The sequence below is a fragment of the Mariniphaga anaerophila genome, assembly GCF_900129025.1.
Taxonomy (GTDB): domain Bacteria; phylum Bacteroidota; class Bacteroidia; order Bacteroidales; family Prolixibacteraceae; genus Mariniphaga; species Mariniphaga anaerophila.
In genome coordinates this window covers 633,070-650,715 of the sequence record NZ_FQUM01000001.1, presented here as the reverse complement: position 1 = coordinate 650,715, position 17,646 = coordinate 633,070, and the positions used below count along the sequence as shown (strand labels likewise).

Sequence of the window (17,646 nt, the reverse complement as noted above, 5' to 3'; positions counted from 1 at the left end):
AAAATATACTAAATAAAGTTATTAAATGAACGAATACATCACCAAACTACGCAAAGAAACAGATGAATTAATTGATCAAATAGAATCATCAGATAGTAATATCCTGAAAAAATCGTTAGAGGCCTCTCATGTTCTTGCAGAAGCATTTGAACAGTTAAAAAAGTTTATCATTCCCTATGAGTTTAAAAATGATGATGAAGAAATATTTTTTTTCAAAGAAATTAAACCCAAATTCTGCTACCGGCTTATTTATTACAGGAAGCTTTACAATATTGAAATGAATCGTCCGGCAGGAATAGAAGAACAAAAGGAGTATTTACATGAAGAATTAAATGAAATAAATAAGTATAACGCAAAACGATTGGACTTTATCCGTTATTATCGTTCCGGTGCGACACATCTAGATTCCTTATATTTTCTGAGGGGGAAAATGGATACAGAACAATACCTGGAAACGTTTTATTATGAGCTCGACCCAAATTTCTCCACCAACTACGATTTCAAATTAGCAAAAATATTGTCAAACGATATGCTATTGGCATACCTGATGCAGGAAATAGACCAATTGAATAGTAACGGGATATACCTTCCTTCGGGGTTCCCGTCGATAAAACTAACCTGGCGCGGAACAAAGACCGAACTGATGGAACAACTTTATGCATGGGATAGTGACAACATCTTTGGAGACATTCCACTCACCCAACTATCTGATTATGTTCAGAATGTTTTTAATATCAGGCTAGATAAAAACCTCTCACGTGCATTCAGCGATTTGAAAATAAGAAATAGCCCTACCCCATTTTTAGATAAACTAAAAAATGTACTGCTTAAACGTATGGGCAGAGAAAAAAACAGCTAATACCGAGTATCGTCTCACTATTCGCGTACATGTCTTACGAATGAATAGATATGTAACAATCTGTTTATCTGTCGATTGTGAAATCATTAAAAAAAAAAACGATACCGACTTCCATATCAGCAGTACGAATAGTCCATAATTTCGCAGTAATTCAATGAGTTACTGTAATGTTGATAGATAAAGAATATTTTGAGGGCTGGATGCAACGTTTAAATTCAAAGTTGGATGACGTTGTAAATAAATTGGACGATCCGGGAGAAGAAGTTCCTTTATTTAATGGCGAAAAACTGCTGGATAACCACGATGTATGTCAGATGCTTAATGTCAGTAAACGAACTTTACAGCGTTACCGCTCGTCGGGCGAACTGCCTTTTCAGATGATATACCACAAAACGTTTTACAAAGAAACTGATGTTATGAAATTTATTGATACTCATTTCAGCCGTTTCCATACAAGGCGTAACCGAAAGCAAAAAAAATAAGTTGGTTATTCTTGTCTCTCCCGCTTCGTTGAAAGACGGTGCGGGTTGTACGTGAAAAGGAAAGTGCCGGTATCAATTTAAATTACCGGCTCTTTTCGTTGTATGCTATACTTTTAAACTTTTTGAAACAATCTGATTATCTGTTTTTACCATATGACCGAAATCAGCGACAATAATTGATTCATTTGGAGTTGCTGTTGTTTTCTGTTGATATTCCGGTATTTTGGGTGGAATCTCCGAATTTTGTTTTATTGTTGTATATTTTGTTTTACCCAAAGTTACATTGTCTGGTTCTGAATTTTGTACTTCTGTTTCACCATCTGATTTCAGTGATTGCTGAATTTTCCTTTCCAGCCTCACCTGTTCCGATTTTAAATCAATCAGTTCCGGCACCCTCCGCCAGGTACTTTCCACCACATCTTTGAGCACAGGAATATCTTTTGACAGTTTTTCGTTATCCGCTTTATATCGTTGTAACAAACGCGGCATATTTTCTGCCAGGGCATGTAAAAAGTTTTGCGAGGCCAGCTTAGGGTCAATGGCCATCTGACCATTGTTGTATTGATAAAATATTTCACCTTCGCCACGGACAGAGAAGCGGTTTTGTATGAAATCAATACCGTCTTTATTGGTGGTTTCACTTTTTACATAAAGCGTGAAGCCGTACAAACTTCCAATCGGCTCATGTTCTCCATGTGTTTTGGCTGTCCTGGCAATTTCATTCAGTTTTTTACCGATTACCCTGAAATCGCTGCCGGTAACACCGTCCAATTGTACCGGGTTACGGTAGGAACCGTCTTCGTTGGTCTGGACTCGGGATTTGAAGTTCTCCACGTCTTTGGAGATACGCTCAATAAGCCCTTTATTCCGTTCGACCGTTTGCGTAATATTTTCCAGCTTGTACCGGCTCGATGACTTTCCCCGAACAAATGCCTGGCGTTCGCTTTCCAATGCGGTTATTTTCTTTTCCAATCTTGCTTTTTCAAGCAATTCCGTATTACCTGATAAAATAGCCACATACTCAGAAAAGTTCATGCCGCTTTTTTCGTCCATAGCTCCTTCGTCAATGGTACGGCATCCCAGGTTGTTGTTTTTTAACTGGCGGATAAAAAGTTGTTTGTTGTGCAGCAAACCAAATTTGTAGGCATCCAGCGATTTTTCCACGGCATAAAGAATAACATCCACCTGGTTACCGGCGATTGTTTTGGCTATTTCATTGCCCCTCCTTACCGCCCTTCCATCGCGCTGTTCCAAATCCGACGGACGCCACGGGCAGTCCAGATGATGAACGGCTACTGCACGTTTCTGCGCGTTTACACCGGTTCCCAGCATTTCAGTAGAGCCAAACATAACCCGGATTCTCCCGGTGTTCATATCAGCTATCATCATTTTCCGGGCTTTTTCTGTTTTTGCTTCCTGTATGAAACGGATTTCGTGTGCCGGAATGTTGTGGTTTTCCACCAGTTTGCGCTTAATTTCGCTGTAAGCATTCCATTCCCCTGGTTTATAGGTTCCCAGGTCACTAAATACAAACTGGGTCCCTTTATAATTGTTGTATTTCCTGTAATAGCCGTTAATCATACGGGCACAGTGGCTTGCTTTGTTGTCAATATGGTCTTCAAAACGGGAATCGACCATACGCATATCCAGCGACATTTTTCGTGCGTAGTCTGTTGCAATCAGCATTTTTGCCTTTTCTTCCCGCTCATTCAGGGGGGCGCGATACAACAACGTTGCATCACCGGTTTTTGCAAACTGCACCAGGCGGTCTATAAAATCAGACTGGTCTGGTGTCGGCGGGATGTTATGCAGGATTTCATTTTTCTTAGGACGGTCGATACCAATATCAACAGCGGTCCGATAGTCTGTAATCTCGGAGTAAAATTGTGCCAGTTCAGGCACTTTGATAAAATAACGGAAACGTTCTTTTTGTACGATTTCATTGGTTACCGAAAATTCATAATCAATACTTTTTTTTGCAAAAATAGCGGCCCATGCGTCGAATGTTTTAATGTTCTGCCGCTCCAACTCTTTTGGTCGCAAATATTTGAACAACAGGTATAACTCAGTTAGGGAGTTCGAAATGGTAGTTCCTGAAAGAAAGGTTGCGCCCAAATCCCTTCCATTGCGTTCCTGTATTGTGCGAAGAGCAAAAAGCATGTTTAATGCCCGTTGACTGCCACCGGGATTGCCAAGACCTGCTACACGGTCATGTCGGGTGTTAAAGGTTAAATTCTTGAATTTGTGCGATTCGTCCACATACAAATGGTCTATCCCCATCATACGAAAATCTACAGCATCGTCTTTCCTGTTCTCAATATTATAAGTAACCTGTTTCAGTTTGGCTTCCAAATTCATTTTTCTTTTTACACAGCCTTTTAGCATAGCACGCGAAACTTCTTTACCCTGACATTTAAGGACTTCAAGGTTTTCCTCCACACTGTCGAGTTCTGCCTGTAAAATATCGCGCTGTACTTCCGGCGACTGCGGAATCATCCCAAACTGTTCATGTGTCAGGATTACAGCATCCCAGTCGTTGTTTTTTATCTCGTTGAAAATCCGTTGCCGGTTTTTGGGTGTAAAATCCTCTTTGCCCGGATACAATACGCGGGCATTAGGATAAGCAGTGCAGAATGTTTTGGCAATCTCATGTATATTGGCTTTCAAACCTGTAATCATCGGTTTATTTACTAACCCGAGACGTTTCTTTTCATAGGCACCGCAGCACATAATGAGAGTTTTGCCACCACCAACTTCGTGATCGCAAATACCTCCGCCGTTGAGTTTGTCCATCCAGATGGCATCCTTCTGGCTTTGGTAAAGGCTGTCAATGCCCAGCCCTTTCAGGTCAAGTCCCGGAAAACTCTGTTGCGAGCCGTCATAGGCAGGGCGGACAAAACAGTTAAAGGTACGGTTATACAAGTCGGCCAGCCGGTCTTTGAATTCGGGCGACTGTTCACCAAGCCAAATGGAAAAACTATTACGTATTTCATCGATACGGGTATTGGCAAGTTGGATGGACTCTCCGTCACGAACCTTAACTTCTTTATCATCCACCATAATTGTTTTGGTGATGTTTGGCGAAGTATTTTGCAATGCATGCTTCATCAATGTAAGACCATTAAAAGTTCGGCTTTGCGATTTTACAGCATACTGGTCGGTAATCTTTACATTCGGATAACCGGATTGAACACTGAACTCATCACGGCTGGAGGCGTAATGAATGTTAACCTCTATATCAAAAAGATGCGAAGCGTATTTGTTATAGATACCTGTCGGAATCCAGCGTTCACCAAAATTAAAATCCAGGTCGTCAAAAGCAATTGGCTTTGGAGTGGCCTCCTGCAATGCACGTAACGATTCTTTCGCCTCCACGTGTCCGGGATTACTTTCCAGAAAATGTTCTGCTTCCTGTGCTTTGGAAATAACATTGCCTGATATAAATTTATCAGCCACTTCATACCCGTTACTCATTGGATTGAAATAAATTGCTCCTTTTAATTCTTCCTTCAGGTTATCTACAGTGCTGCTGGTTAATGATGACATATAATCCAGATTTACACCCGCATATTTATTTAGCGAAGCTGCCAAAGCCTCGTGCGGTGTATCAACCGAAGTAAGCTCGTTTGGATTGAACGCAACAGGATGATTGAAGATATCGGCTTTTTTCGCTTTGCCGTTAATGTAACGCTCCAATGATAAAATTTCCGTTCCCCGCGCATCCATTTTAATAAGGTCGAGGTTCTTCTTATCGTTAAGTAGCCCAAAGCGACGAGTAAAATCATCATATAGGCGATTCAACATTTTTCTTAGAGCAGGATTAGCTTCCAACCGGTCTGCTTCGTTACGGTACAGGTGATGATAAGTGTCCCGTATTTCGATGTATAAAGATATTTTCTGTTTTTGTACAGTGTTTATCTCCAATGGCTGAAACATGGGCTGTAAACCGTCAATATTTTGTAAATGCCCAATACGGTTATCATTGTCGGATACCAGGGAACCTTCACGATAGTGAGGTAACAGCTCGTGTTTGAATGGTACCGGTTTTATCACATCTTCCTTTTCATGTAGCTCCAAATCCCTTTTTAAAACCTCAAACTGTACTTCTTTCCCGTAACCGTTTGTTAAACGTGCGTTTTTATTTTTCGAGGATCCTTTTTCCTGTTGCGTTCTCTTTTTCATTGCCTTGTAATGCAACCGCTCCCGCCATTCCATATGAGGGATTTCCTCTTGAGCTTGAGTTTGTGGTTTTTGTATTCTTCTCCGGGTTGAACGCTTCAGCCCATTTCGTTCTTTTTCTGAAAGACCGAAAAGGTCATAGAGGGAAAGTAGTGGTTCCTGTTGTAAGTTTTCCTGTGGGGTAGTTTTTGTCCCCTGTTGTTTTTCCCCGGCTGAAATAGTATTCTTATTACTTTTTGAAAGAATTGGTTCAGGCAGTTTAAAAGCAAAGGAGCGATACAAATTTATGTTGAGATTTTGCAAAAAATCGTCAGCAAGCATTTGTTGAAGGTCTTTGGCAATCCCCTTAATCCCTCCTTTATGGGTGAATACCATTGCCGGCTTGCCGTAAGGGTCGGTATCAACTTTGGCATCGGTGTGTACCACCCTGTCAAAGGTTTTAAAACTGTTGCTAACCGAAATTCCATTGGACAGTATCCTTGATTCAATAAATGCTTGTTTTTCCTGTCTTGAAACAGACAGGTCCTCATATTCCCTTTTTTGCAGAACAATAAGGTCACTGCCAACCTTTGTTCCCGCATATTCGCTGAACAGGTTGTTTGGGAGCCGGATAACTGAAACGGGCTCGCAATTGGACATCAGGAATTCCCGCACTGGACGGTTTGCAGGAGAATTCAGTACGCCCTGCGAGGTAATGAAAGCCACCAGGCCTCCCGGTCGTACAATATCCACCGATTTCAGGAAAAAATAATTATGGATGGTGCGTGAGGCAATCTTTTTTGCCGGGTTGCTATCGGAATATAAGGCCGGGTCAAATACTGCCACATCCCCGAAAGGAATGTTGCTAGTTGTTATATCATAATAACCGGCATATTTCTTTTCAATATTTTCAAAACCCTCTGTTCTTACTTTGTCTTCAGGATGAAGGTGTTTGAGTACAATCCTGGTTATCGGATCTTTCTCAAAGCAGGTTACTTCCATATCGGGAGAAAGCTGTTTAAAAGCCTGTGCAAATACACCTGTTCCGGCACTTGGGTCAAGCAGACGGTATGGGTTGATATCGCTGTCACAAAATGCACTGGCCAAAGTATTTACTATTTCTGGCGGTGTATAAAATGCTGTCAAAATAGAGTTTTTCAAGCCGTCGAAAAAGCGTTTATATTCTTTATCATTGCGGGTATTTTCCCTTAAAACACCAAGCAATTCATTTATCAGGGGATTGGCCGAGCCGTTAGCCGGAGGAGGTTCGAGGATTTCTTTGATTGCTCCGAAACCCGAATAACTGACGAGTATTTCCCTTTCCTCTGCTGTTGCCATCCTGTTCTCCTTTTCAAGGGTAAATGCAGTCTTTATTGCATCAATATTTGCCCGAAGGTGCGTCTTTTTATTGTAAGCCATCTTCGAGCAGAATTTCGAGGGTTCCCGTCAGTTCGGTATATAATTCATCATATTGTGAAGTGCCGACAAAATCATCCGTAAGGGAGTATTTGTCCAGCACTTCACCGCAAAGTGGTAAGATTTTAAAGGCAATTTCTTTTGCCCTTTTTTCAGGTATTTCATCTGAAAATTCATTCCAGAGAATATGAACAAGAGTGTTGTAAGCGGAAAAATGCAGGCCCTGGAAAAGTGCATTTGAGGCCAGTTCTTCTGCCTCAATATGTGTCTGCCCGTATTTAACAGCATTGCTATACGCTTCAGCCGCAGCATCGGCACGTTCTTCTATAAAAGCTGCGTTGTTGGTACGGTTTGGCTGGTTTTCTTTAAGGTAAGAAAGAAGGGTGAACCCGTAATAGGATAATTCCTGTCCGGTTTTATTTTTTGCGTTTTTCATGATTACGGATATTTAGTGGTTGAAAACGGGAAGGCATATCAGGCAAAAGCGCCCCGGGTTCCCACCCGGAGCGCACCACTAAAATATCCGTCACCGACAAACAATAAACAAAGAAATGATATGCTTATCGCAGAAAGCAGCGGTATATTCAGTGGTAAATATAACCATTCCCGGTTGAATTTGTCTTGTGTTGTTTTCATCCGGAACTGTTTAAAACAGGACTCAGATTTTGATACCACTTTTCTTTGCAGCTGGCCTTCGAGCTTCTTGCTTAAACTGGTTTTCCGTAGGTTTTTGTTGTCCCTGTTTTAATGGCTCCTTAACGTTTTTGGTTAATTCGTTGGTATTGCCTTTGTTGTTAACAGCAACCTGCGTTTTGCTTTCTTCTGCAGGTTTCACTTTCGCGCCCTGCTTTTGGGCTTTATCCGGATTCCACCTGAAAAAATCAAATTTCATTTTTTCGGGATTCGGTTTTACCCATGCGTTGAATGGTTCCCCTTTGTCGTCTTTCTGCATTCCCTTGATGTAAGTGGCCTGGCCTGCTTTGAGAAATTCCTGCTGTTTTTCCGTCAGTTCAATGCCAAGCAATTTTTGCGGAATAAAGAGTTGTTTTTGTTTTTCTGATTCCCCTCCCGGTGCATTTTCTTTCTGCTGGCGACGGACTTCCTTGTTCTCTTTTGCATACCGGTTACGGTCGAGCCCTTCATAGCTAAAATCAAACTTTTTGTCAGAAGCATTGATTTGAATATATCCGTCAAAGAATCGGCCTGTGCGTGAAACCATTTTTTCTACCAGTACTTTTTCGCCTGCACCAAGTCTGAGCCTTTGATCTTCGGAAAGGTCGGCTCGTTTGATTTTGTTGGGAATGGAGATGTTTTCTACAGGCAAAGCTTCCAGCTTGTTGGTAAGCCGGTCGAGTGAAACAAAAGCCGGAATTTTCTGTCCGGGCGAAGGTTCCAGTTCAATCACCCTGCCTGCATTCAATGACTGGCGCAGGTTTTCTTTGTCCTGGTCATTAAGAAGTACACCGTGAAAAGGGACATCCAGGTTGGGTTTTTCCTGCCAGTAATGCGGGATGATTTTGAGAGAACCATCGGCTTGCTCTTCCAATGATACACGCCCTTTGGTAGGAACTCGGATACCTGTTTCCAGTTCAGGATTTAAAGGAATCATGTGCGGTGATTTGTGGCCGTAGGACATGGCTTTGAGGTGAGGTTCCAAATCAGAGGCATTGATACCGTACTTTTGGAGTTCCTGCTGATCAATTTTACTGACATCCATCGGCTGAAAGGTACTTTGGGATGTTTCTTTTCCTCCGCTTTGTGCCTGCTTTGGATTTTGTTTTTCTACCTCTTTAAGGTATTCTGCCGGGGTGATACGGTGTAGTTCCAGTTCATGCGGATCGAGGTCAATTTTCACAAGTTTATCCAACACTTTTTCTGTCATTAGAAAAAATCCGGTATGCGAAGGTTGCTGCACTTGTTCCGCCATTTTTTTGAAGAATGTCTCCAACATGGCTTCATTTGTGTTCACGGCAAAAAGACTGTTCTGGTTATTCGCTGTTGGTTCCTCTGTTCGAATGTTGCCTTTTTCATCCATGCCGGTAACGGCTTTAACTTTGCCGTCATTTGCGTCTTTGACGAGTAATACTTTTTTGTCGTCGTTACTGATTTTTTCGTCCATCTTACGAATGTTTTAGTTACTGCACCACTATTGATGCATGGACGAAATTATGCGTAACTGTTTGTCAAATAAAGGAATATGCCAATAGTGGCAGTTTGAGGAACGGTATTGGCTGTTTTTGGCTTTTTAAAGTGTTTGACAACTAAATATTTAAAAACTATGAATGTATTTGGGATTAGTTTAATCCATCAATTACTTTCATCATTTTTACAATCCAACCTTTAGGAGAAATATTGCCTTCAGCATAACTGAGTAATTCATCACTGATTGTATCAGGGGTATAAACTGTTTTTATTGCCCCATTGAAAGAAAATTCATCATGGCCTTTTTGATTGAACATATTTGTCAATGTTTCAACAAAAATATCGGCAGTTTCCTTATCGTCAAATATGAGACTTGTTAAACGCTGACGCTTATAAAAAATAGTTAATTCAGCTACGGTTTCTTTTGTTAGCATAATTGTGAAATGATTGATAACATTTCAAAGGTATGAAAAACGTAGCATTTAATGTCTGTTGCAAATATTTGATTTAGAATAATTTTAAGTCATCTCATGATTCCTTTTTGGGCAACAAGTGGCAAAGTGCCGGGTCATTTTTTATCCTGCTCAGTTCATCTTCAACGATTTGTTTTGTTTCTTCTTTAATTCGGTTGTAATTGTCCTGAATCATCTCTTTCATGCAGTTAACTCCGTTTTCGTCAACGAAATTTGTAATAACCGGAATCTCCTTATATCTCTTTGTTTCTGCAGTAACTTTTTTATTATCTACAACAATCTCTGCATGGAATATCTTTTGCTCAATGCGTTCTTCAAAGTTATCGGCAACCGCCCCGACAAACATCCCCTGGGTAAGCGTGGAAATTTTACTGGCAGGAATAAGACTATCTAACTGGGTACTGATGGAAGTTGATTTATCATTTCGGTTTATAGTCATCGACTGGCGTTTTTGCAAAACTTTCCCGAAACGTTCCGACAGGTTTTTAGCCGTGTCTCCCACAACCTGCCCGGAGAAAATATTACCGACTGTATTCATTACCACCGCTGCTTCCTTATCTCCGTAATCGCGTTTTAACTGCGAGAAATCCTGAAAGCCGAGCAATACCGCAACCTTGTTACTCCTTGCTGTGGCAATAAGGTTATCCAGCCCTTTAAAATAAATGGTTGGTAACTCGTCGATGATAACAGAACTTTTTAGTTGTCCTTTTTTATTAATTAACTTCACGATACGACTGTTATAGAGTCCCAATGCTGCGCCATAAATATTTTGACGGTCGGGATTGTTACCCACAACCAACACTTTCGGGTCGTCGGGATTATTAATGTCTAGTGTAAACTCATTTCCCGACATAACCCAATACAATTGCGGTGAAATCATCCTCGAAAGCGGGATTTTTGCCGAGGCGATTTGCCCCTGTAACTGGTCCTGCGCCCCCGACATCCAGGCATCCATAAAAGGAGAAAGATAGTTCTCCAGTTCAGGATAGCTCGTCAGAATCGGGAAAATATCTTCATATCGCTTGTTCAGGAACTCAATGGCATGAGGGAATGTACAATACCGGCCTTCTTTGTATATGCGCAAATACCAAATAATGGCTGCGAACAAAATAATTGGTGATTCTACAAAAAAGTCGCCCTGCTTTTGAACCCATGTACGGTTCAAATTCAGCATTATGGTGTATGCACTTTCATAAGCGTCGGAAATATCGCTCATAAAAGATGGATTAATCGGATTACACCGGTGTGAACGTGCCGGGTCGTCAAAATTGATTACATAAAAAGTCGGAACTTTTTTATATCCGCGTTGGTTTTTCAACAGGTGGTTATAAGCAATTGTTGAGAGGTCGGGAAACTTGAAATCATAGATGTACTGCGAATACCCTTTTTTTATCTGCTGTTTTATGAATTGATTGATTACTGCATAGCTTTTACCGGAGCCGGGAGTTCCCAATACAATACCTGCACGGAAAGGATTTACAACATTAATCCAGCCATTATTCCATTTCTTTCTGTAATAGAAACGCGATGGAAGATTTACAGAATATTCATTTTCAACCAGGCGTGTTTCCTGCATAAACGACTCGTTTTCGGTATTGAAAACATCTTCCATCAGGTTACTTTTCAAAAGGCGGCTCACCCAAACGCCACCTGCCAACAGGCAAAGATAACCTACGCCTAATGTAAGAACGTAGAATGTTGTTTTGGCAACCAATGGTATTTGTAGCTCCAATAACCACCAGTTAAAAAAGAAAAATATGAAGCCGACAAAAAGAAAACCAATAATCTTGCTCCAGGTAATTTTTTCCTCTTTTACTCCTTTGGTTCCAAGACAGGATAAGGCAAGGAATGCAACTGCAAAAAGTTTTGTATAAAGAATATTACCAAACAGGTTGGCACTGCTGTTGAAATTTAGCAGTATTTTATCCACCACTCCTATATTGATATTCCATTCGATCATAGATTCGTAACAGAACCAGTAAATATTTATGATTACAAATAAAATACTCAGAGCACGCATAAAATCCATGATTTTTGCCAGTGCCCTCAAATCATCTTCTTGTTGCATAGTAATTTGCTTTTTGATGTTTGGAAGGCGAAAGTAGGAAGGCTTTTATGGGAAAATACTGAATAGTAGAACGCTGGCAGTTTATGGCATAGAAATGGTCGCATTTGGCTAGAGGTATAGGTTCAAAAATGCATTTAAATTTTATCCTGATAAAAATGTAGTGAATATTCAATTATATCTCGATAAAAATGTATTATTATATCAAATTTTAATGGATATATATGTACAGGGAATTGATTATCAACTTAAAAAATTGGAAGGAAGATAAATTTCGTAAGCCGCTTATTGTCAGGGGAGCGCGTCAAGTGGGTAAAACCTGGCTTTTGCAGGAGTTTGGCCGTACTTCTTATGCAAAATTTGTTTACGTGAATTTTGAAGAAACCCCGGCATTGCAGAATATTTTCTCAGCAGACTTTGATATTGAGCGAATCATCACTGTCCTCCAAATACATGCGCAAACAACAATAACTGCAGAAGATACGCTGATTGTTTTTGATGAGATACAGTCGGCAGAACGCGGGGTGACCTCCCTGAAATATTTTTGTGAAAATGCCCCGCAATATCATGTAATTGCCGCCGGTTCTCTTCTTGGGATGGGATTACACAGCCAGGTTTCATTCCCGGTTGGCAAAGTTGATTTCCTGGATTTGCGCCCCCTTTCTTTTTATGAATTCCTGCTTTCATTAAATGAATCGGCACTGGTTGATGCTTTAAAAGGGAAAAATTGGAGCGTTATTTCCATTTTTACCGAAAAACTGAAGGAGTATTTACGTTATTACTTCTATGTAGGTGGGATGCCCGAAGTCGTGTCTGCTTTTGTTCAGGCCCGTGATTGGCAATTAGTCCGCCGGATTCAGAACAGGATACTTAACTCGTATGAAGGTGATTTTTCCAAATATGGGCCCAATGAGATCGTTCCCCGGATCCGGATGGTTTGGCAAAGCATCCCTTCGCAACTGGCCAAAGAGAATAAAAAATTTGTGTATGGAGTAATAAGAGAAGGTGCCCGTGCTAAAGATTTTGAGTTGGCTATTCAGTGGTTGGTGGATTGCGGTTTACTTTTGAAAAGCCACCGGGTATCAAAGCCCGGAATCCCGCTGGCAGCATATCAGGAAATTTCTGTATTTAAATTATTCCTGCACGATGTTGGGCTACTTGGTGCCATGGCCGGACTGGATGTAAGGACAATTATTGAAGGTGATGAAATCTTTACCGAGTTCAAAGGCGCGCTCACCGAACAATATGTGATGCAGCAACTGCGGTTGAGCAGTTTGCGGTATATAGGCTACTGGACAAACGAAAGGAGTACTTCCGAAGTTGATTTCGTTATACAGGAAGAAGGGAAAGTTATTCCTGTTGAAGTAAAGTCGGGCGAAAACCTAAGAGCAAAAAGCTTTCGCTTGTTTTGTGAAAAATACAAGCCTGCAAAGGCCATACGGACATCATTAACCGATTTTAAAAAAGAAGAGTGGATGACAAATGTTCCGTTATATGCCATTGGGGAAGATAATTTGTGACCATCTCATAAAAAAAGAAGTTTTTGAGATATTGAGTTTATTTTTTCATATAGGAATGTATTTGCAGTACAGATATACTTAAAAATATAAACTGTTGAAAATATACGGTTGAAATGTATCATTTATGTCTGCCTTCCAAATCTTCGTTTTTTCTTTTTCCGTTTTTTGCGGAGTTGTTGCTGATTATCCCAATATGGTTCCGGTTGCGGCGAGAAAATTGAAAACAGGCTGCTAATGGCGGATTCAATATGCCCGGCCTGACTGCTGGGTGGTGAGGACTGTTCAGCCAAAGGCGTGAACGGTTCTTTTTCGCCCACCTGTTTTGTGTGTCCCTCAATTATCGGGGACTCTCTAAACAGGTCATTGAATACATTGGCAGAAAACTCTTTGCCCAAGCGGGAGCCGTTCAACACACAACGGCTTTGATGGTCGATAAAAGTTACCCCGGTAATCCGTCCTGTGTCGTTTCGCCGGAGGTAAAGGTCAATATTTTTTTTCTGTAACTTTTGGTGCAGTTCCGATTCACTGCGGGCTTCGCCTATTGCCCTGGCAACCAACGGGCGCAGGCCTTCGCGATATCCATTTTCTTTTATCAGTATGGCAGATTTTTTCATCCTTTCTTCGAGGGCAGTGATCCCGACTGTTTTCCCGAAAGCCGATGATTTGATTGGCGTTCCGGCTTTATTGCCTTCGCTGTCCAATGCGGAATAGAGCAATCCCCGGTAAGGCTTTCCACTTCTCGTTCCCTTTACTTCTTCCACACCGATGTTGTAGAGGGATAACAAGGCCCGGTATTCTCCCGGTGTCTGGAACCGGTACATAATGGCTGCCGGTTTAATGACCGAAGCGATTTGTTTTTTCAAATCGCCTTTTTCCGCATCCACGGGCTTAAACTGCCATTGTTCCAACTGTTTCTGTTCTTTGGCGCGGTGCAAACCATATTTCTTTTCCAGTTTTTCAGTCGCAGCTACACTCCGTAAATTGCGGTTGCTGTCTTTGATTTTTTTGCCCTCACTGTCCACCTGTACCGATACTATATGAATATGTTCCCGCCCGATATCCGAGTGTTTGAAAATAAGGTATGGTTGAGCGCCGTACCCCATTTGTTGCAGATACTCACTCCCGATGTCTGACAATTGTTCATCGGTAAGCTTGTCATCAGGGTGCGGGTTGAGCGAAATATGAATGACCGGTTTTTCTGTGCGGTAATGCGAGGGCAACCAACGATTAAAGGCTTCGGTACACGTTGCCACACTAAAGCGGCCATCCTCAGGTTCGGGAACGATATTCGAAGCAAGTACCTTTCCCAACCCTTCGTTTACCTTCTCCTGGTTGTAGGCAAGTGCACCGTAGATGTCTTTTCCGGTGGTTATTTTGGCAATCATAACGCCTATCCTTGTAAATATTTTTCTTCAAACTCTTTTGTTAGGGAGATAATTTGTTGTCCGGTTGCGGCCAGTTCTTTGGTCAGATCTTCCAGTTTAAAGAGCAACGCAAGTGCTTTTTTATGTGAAAAGTTGCTGTGCAGTTCTTTCACAACCTGGTTGTAATTAACGCCAATGGCACGGAACTGGGCATAAAAAGTAGTCAGCTTTGCCACATATTCGAGCGCAGCCCGGTCAGTTTTCACCACGTGGAACGGCTGACCGAATACCCTTGCTTTGATAAAAACAGCTTTTGCTTTTACACCCGATTGTTCAAATAATGTCAGAAAACGGGCATATTCACGGGCGTTAAAGCGTACCATAACGCACTCTGTTACGGGGTCATTTTTTGCCGGGCGTCCCCCTTTTCGCCTTTGGCCTTTTGTATTTTCCTGTTTCATCTGCCGGATATTTTAGTATTTCAAATGTCCGTTACCATAATGCAGTCAGGCTTACTGCCCTTATCAAAAAGCAGCGACTTCGGAGCCTGCTTTTCTCCCCTTGCGGGCAAGCGGTTTTGGGTTACGTGAAATGAAATGAGTAACTCAAAACACAGCTTGCTATTTGCCACATTGCAAATAAATCTGCCCGCCATCCGGACAGATAAATTGACGGGCTGCAAAAATGATAGATAGCAGTCTGACCTGTTACCGGTATCGTACCAGAGGCAAAGTTACCGGTCTTTTTAATTGTTTGAATAGCATGTGATTGTGCCAGAATTTACCACTTTGAAGCCAGATGCTGCCACTTACTTTAAAACCACCAGAAACGATTTTTTAATGGCTTTTATTTGCACAGAAAATAAGGTGAGCAGGCACTTAGGTAAAGTTGCAAATAAACTCAAATGTGTGTTCCTGCAACCAGAAACAAACAGTTGAATAGATAGAGACATAATCAGTCAGAAAAACAGGAATTTACAATCGTAAGACAAAACGCAAAAATGCAAAAGCGCAAATGTTTATGCACACTTTTAAACTTTTATGATTTTACTCATTTAAGCCTGTCCGCGAGTGTTTGCGCGGAAATACAAACAGGCGAACAAAAATGCTGGATAAGTTGCATATAAACAAGAGAACAAATTCATTCAGGAATAAATAAACAAATGTTTCACTAAAAGTACAGACAAATGAAAAAGAAACCGATTTATGTGGCTTTCTCCACCCAAAAAGGCGGGGCAGGCAAAACAACACTGACCGTACTGGTTGCCAGTTATCTCCATTATATCAGGGATTACAACATCGTTGTGATAGACTGTGATTACCCGCAGCATTCCATTGTGGAGATGCGGGAAAGGGATTTAAAACTGGCCCTGGAAGACAGGCATTACGAAAGGATGGCTTACGAGCAATTTACCCGGATAAACAAAAAAGCTTATCCGGTGATAGAGAGTAACACGCAGGAAGCAATAGCAGATGCCGAGTACCTGTTTCCGCAGGGCGATTATGATTTTATCTTCTTTGATCTTCCGGGAACAATGAATAACGAACACCTGATACATGCATTGGCAGAAATGGACTATCTGATTGCCCCCATCAGCGCCGACCGTGTGGTATTGGAAAGCACCCTCAATTACCTACTGGTGGTAAAAGAACACATCATGCAGCCGGACAAATCAAATATAAAAAACCTTTACCTGCTCTGGAATATGGTGGATGGACGTGAAAAGTCGGATCTGTATGAAGTTTATGAAACAGTGATTAGTGAATTGGGCTTTCAAATGTTCAGCACCTTCTTACCTGATACGAAACGGTTTCGGCATGAGCAGTCCTTTAATCATAAAGCCCTGTTCCGTTCCACGCTGTTCCCACCGGATAAAACGCTTCTGAAAGGAAGTAACCTTGATACGCTGGCGGATGAATTTCTTAACCTGGTTAAATAGAGAAAAGCATGGACAAAAAAGATAAACATGAAAAACTGGATGCCACTTTTATCATCAGCCAGGCTAAAAGCCGGAACAGACCACTTAGCCCATATTCAACACCTTCTGGAGAAGAACGGAAAAAAGATGAAGCAGAAAAGTCGGAACATACAAAGGTTAAGTCCGGTTTGAGTGAAATGCCGCTGGATGAACCGCGTAGACGTAAATCCAAAGGAATGGATTATGAAACGCTCTTTTTTAAGGAAGCGGAAGTCAAAACCCGCAGCGGTAAAGTGGTCTATATTCGCAAAGAGTTTCATGACCGCATCCTGAAAATCGTCAGGGTGATAGGAGAAAACGAACTGTCCCTGTTCAGCTACCTGGACAATGTACTGGAACACCACTTTGCCATGTTTCAGGATGATATTACCAAACTGTATAAGAAAAAGAATACAGATATTTTTTGATACCAGGAGGAACGATTCAAATTCCAGTAGCAGATGATAACGATTACACTGAATACAATATTGGCACTAATTGTTGCTTTTGCCATACTCTACGCGCTCTGGACGATGCACTTTTTCATTTCGGAGAACCAACGTTTTCGGAAAGAAAACAGGGAGGCAATGCTTAAAGATCAGGACAGGAAAAATAACAAAGGTGATATTATCGGTAAAAGCCGGTTTGTCCTCAGGGAACGCATTCCTGTGCCACAAGCGGCCAAAGAACCAGATAATGAAAAAGATAACGGAAAAGGAAATATATTTGTCCCGTCAGATGTACCAAAAGAACATTCCCGGATAATTCCAGCCAACGAACTGGACGAAGTTTTCGGCGATGTTCCTCCCGGCGAAGCCAACCCGCCATTAGACATTGACTGCCCGATGCCGGAAGAACCGGAACCGGCGGATGAAGAGGAAGAATACGAAGCCTTGCAGGTTTCAGGCCGTTCACTGGCCGAGGGAATCAGTTTTGAACAAATGGGCGAAGCCTACCGCACCGTGGTACACAATCCGGTTATTACGGAGGAGAAAAAAGAAGAAACAGGACGGGTTCTTCTGCACCTGAAACATACCGATATGTTTGAAGCAATGGTTTCAGGTGAACCCGAAAGGGAAAACAGGGTCGGCGGATTAATTGATTCGTACCTGAAAGCATTTCATCAGCGGAAAGCCGGAGAGTCAGGAGAAAATAAGCCTTCTGCGACCTCTGTTCCCAAAGGGTTTGATGTCAGAAATTATGTCTAACA

At 41.6% G+C, this 17,646-nt stretch carries 14 protein-coding genes; 6 read left to right on the top strand and 8 right to left on the bottom strand.

Going from position 1 to position 17,646, the window contains the following annotated elements; all coding sequences use genetic code 11:
* Window positions 1–25 precede the first annotated feature (25 nt).
* Both BUB08_RS02635 and BUB08_RS02630 read left to right on the top strand, forming a co-directional pair.
* Window positions 26–859 (top strand): RteC domain-containing protein, encoded by an 834-nt coding sequence (locus BUB08_RS02635; RefSeq protein ID WP_072998626.1) that lies wholly within the window; start codon window positions 26–28, stop codon window positions 857–859.
* 167 nt (window positions 860–1,026) lie between these two features.
* Complete coding sequence (locus BUB08_RS02630) at window positions 1,027–1,341, top strand: helix-turn-helix domain-containing protein (RefSeq protein WP_072998625.1); 315 nt, start codon at window positions 1,027–1,029, stop codon at window positions 1,339–1,341.
* A gap of 105 nt (window positions 1,342–1,446) precedes the next feature.
* On the opposite strand, the gene BUB08_RS02625 is transcribed toward BUB08_RS02630, so the two are convergent.
* From BUB08_RS02625 to mobC, 6 genes are all read right to left on the bottom strand, one after another.
* The gene (locus BUB08_RS02625; protein WP_072998624.1) at window positions 1,447–6,918 is read right to left on the bottom strand and encodes a helicase-related protein; all 5,472 of its coding nucleotides are present in this window, start codon (window positions 6,916–6,918) and stop codon (window positions 1,447–1,449) included.
* The gene (locus tag BUB08_RS02620; protein ID WP_072998623.1) at window positions 6,905–7,351 is read right to left on the bottom strand and encodes a DUF1896 family protein; all 447 of its coding nucleotides are present in this window, start codon (window positions 7,349–7,351) and stop codon (window positions 6,905–6,907) included. The genes BUB08_RS02625 and BUB08_RS02620 overlap by 14 nt, the downstream gene beginning before the upstream one ends.
* Window positions 7,352–7,389: 38 nt before the next feature.
* Complete coding sequence (locus BUB08_RS20315; RefSeq protein WP_175549927.1) at window positions 7,390–7,551, bottom strand: hypothetical protein; 162 nt, start codon at window positions 7,549–7,551, stop codon at window positions 7,390–7,392.
* Window positions 7,552–7,573: 22 nt separating this feature from the next.
* A complete protein-coding gene (locus BUB08_RS02615) occupies window positions 7,574–9,034 on the bottom strand; it encodes a DUF3945 domain-containing protein (protein WP_072998622.1) in 1,461 nt (486 codons plus the stop codon).
* A 175-nt stretch (window positions 9,035–9,209) separates the two neighbouring features.
* A complete protein-coding gene (locus BUB08_RS02610) occupies window positions 9,210–9,491 on the bottom strand; it encodes a hypothetical protein (RefSeq protein WP_072998621.1) in 282 nt (93 codons plus the stop codon).
* A gap of 94 nt (window positions 9,492–9,585) precedes the next feature.
* Window positions 9,586–11,598, bottom strand: a complete 2,013-nt coding sequence (gene mobC / locus BUB08_RS02605) for a conjugal transfer protein MobC (protein ID WP_072998619.1) — start codon at window positions 11,596–11,598, stop codon at window positions 9,586–9,588.
* A gap of 221 nt (window positions 11,599–11,819) precedes the next feature.
* Between mobC and BUB08_RS02600 the strand changes: the two genes are divergently transcribed.
* Complete coding sequence (locus BUB08_RS02600; protein WP_072998618.1) at window positions 11,820–13,115, top strand: ATP-binding protein; 1,296 nt, start codon at window positions 11,820–11,822, stop codon at window positions 13,113–13,115.
* A gap of 122 nt (window positions 13,116–13,237) precedes the next feature.
* Here BUB08_RS02600 and mobB read toward each other — a convergent pair whose 3' ends face one another.
* Window positions 13,238–14,500 carry a conjugal transfer protein MobB gene (gene mobB, locus BUB08_RS02595; protein WP_072998616.1) on the bottom strand — a complete coding sequence of 421 codons (1,263 nt, stop codon included), beginning with the start codon at window positions 14,498–14,500 and terminating at the stop codon, window positions 13,238–13,240.
* Window positions 14,501–14,505: 5 nt separating this feature from the next.
* Complete coding sequence (mobA, locus tag BUB08_RS02590; RefSeq protein ID WP_072998614.1) at window positions 14,506–14,940, bottom strand: conjugal transfer protein MobA; 435 nt, start codon at window positions 14,938–14,940, stop codon at window positions 14,506–14,508.
* Window positions 14,941–15,665: 725 nt separating this feature from the next.
* On the opposite strand from mobA, the gene BUB08_RS02585 reads away from it, so the two are divergent.
* The 3 genes from BUB08_RS02585 to BUB08_RS02575 are packed head-to-tail and all read left to right on the top strand — an operon-like array spanning window position 15,666 to window position 17,644.
* A complete protein-coding gene (locus BUB08_RS02585) occupies window positions 15,666–16,418 on the top strand; it encodes a ParA family protein (protein WP_072998612.1) in 753 nt (250 codons plus the stop codon).
* Window positions 16,419–16,426: 8 nt separating this feature from the next.
* Window positions 16,427–16,864, top strand: a complete 438-nt coding sequence (locus tag BUB08_RS02580) for a DUF3408 domain-containing protein (RefSeq protein WP_072998610.1) — start codon at window positions 16,427–16,429, stop codon at window positions 16,862–16,864.
* 33 nt (window positions 16,865–16,897) lie between these two features.
* Window positions 16,898–17,644 (top strand): hypothetical protein, encoded by a 747-nt coding sequence (locus BUB08_RS02575; protein ID WP_217651531.1) that lies wholly within the window; start codon window positions 16,898–16,900, stop codon window positions 17,642–17,644.
* Window positions 17,645–17,646: the final 2 nt, after the last annotated feature.

Bases quoted from the DNA above. Each gene is read 5' to 3' on its own strand.
- BUB08_RS02635 (WP_072998626.1), top strand. From the start codon at position 26: ATGAACGAATACATCACCAAACTACGCAAAGAAACAGATGAATTAATT.
- BUB08_RS02630 (WP_072998625.1), top strand. From the start codon at position 1,027: ATGTTGATAGATAAAGAATATTTTGAGGGCTGGATGCAACGTTTAAAT.
- BUB08_RS02625 (WP_072998624.1), bottom strand. From the start codon at position 6,918: ATGGCTTACAATAAAAAGACGCACCTTCGGGCAAATATTGATGCAATA.
- BUB08_RS02620 (WP_072998623.1), bottom strand. From the start codon at position 7,351: ATGAAAAACGCAAAAAATAAAACCGGACAGGAATTATCCTATTACGGG.
- BUB08_RS20315 (WP_175549927.1), bottom strand. From the start codon at position 7,551: ATGAAAACAACACAAGACAAATTCAACCGGGAATGGTTATATTTACCA.
- BUB08_RS02615 (WP_072998622.1), bottom strand. From the start codon at position 9,034: ATGGACGAAAAAATCAGTAACGACGACAAAAAAGTATTACTCGTCAAA.
- BUB08_RS02610 (WP_072998621.1), bottom strand. From the start codon at position 9,491: ATGCTAACAAAAGAAACCGTAGCTGAATTAACTATTTTTTATAAGCGT.
- mobC (WP_072998619.1), bottom strand. From the start codon at position 11,598: ATGCAACAAGAAGATGATTTGAGGGCACTGGCAAAAATCATGGATTTT.
- BUB08_RS02600 (WP_072998618.1), top strand. From the start codon at position 11,820: ATGTACAGGGAATTGATTATCAACTTAAAAAATTGGAAGGAAGATAAA.
- mobB (WP_072998616.1), bottom strand. From the start codon at position 14,500: ATGATTGCCAAAATAACCACCGGAAAAGACATCTACGGTGCACTTGCC.
- mobA (WP_072998614.1), bottom strand. From the start codon at position 14,940: ATGAAACAGGAAAATACAAAAGGCCAAAGGCGAAAAGGGGGACGCCCG.
- BUB08_RS02585 (WP_072998612.1), top strand. From the start codon at position 15,666: ATGAAAAAGAAACCGATTTATGTGGCTTTCTCCACCCAAAAAGGCGGG.
- BUB08_RS02580 (WP_072998610.1), top strand. From the start codon at position 16,427: ATGGACAAAAAAGATAAACATGAAAAACTGGATGCCACTTTTATCATC.
- BUB08_RS02575 (WP_217651531.1), top strand. From the start codon at position 16,898: ATGATAACGATTACACTGAATACAATATTGGCACTAATTGTTGCTTTT.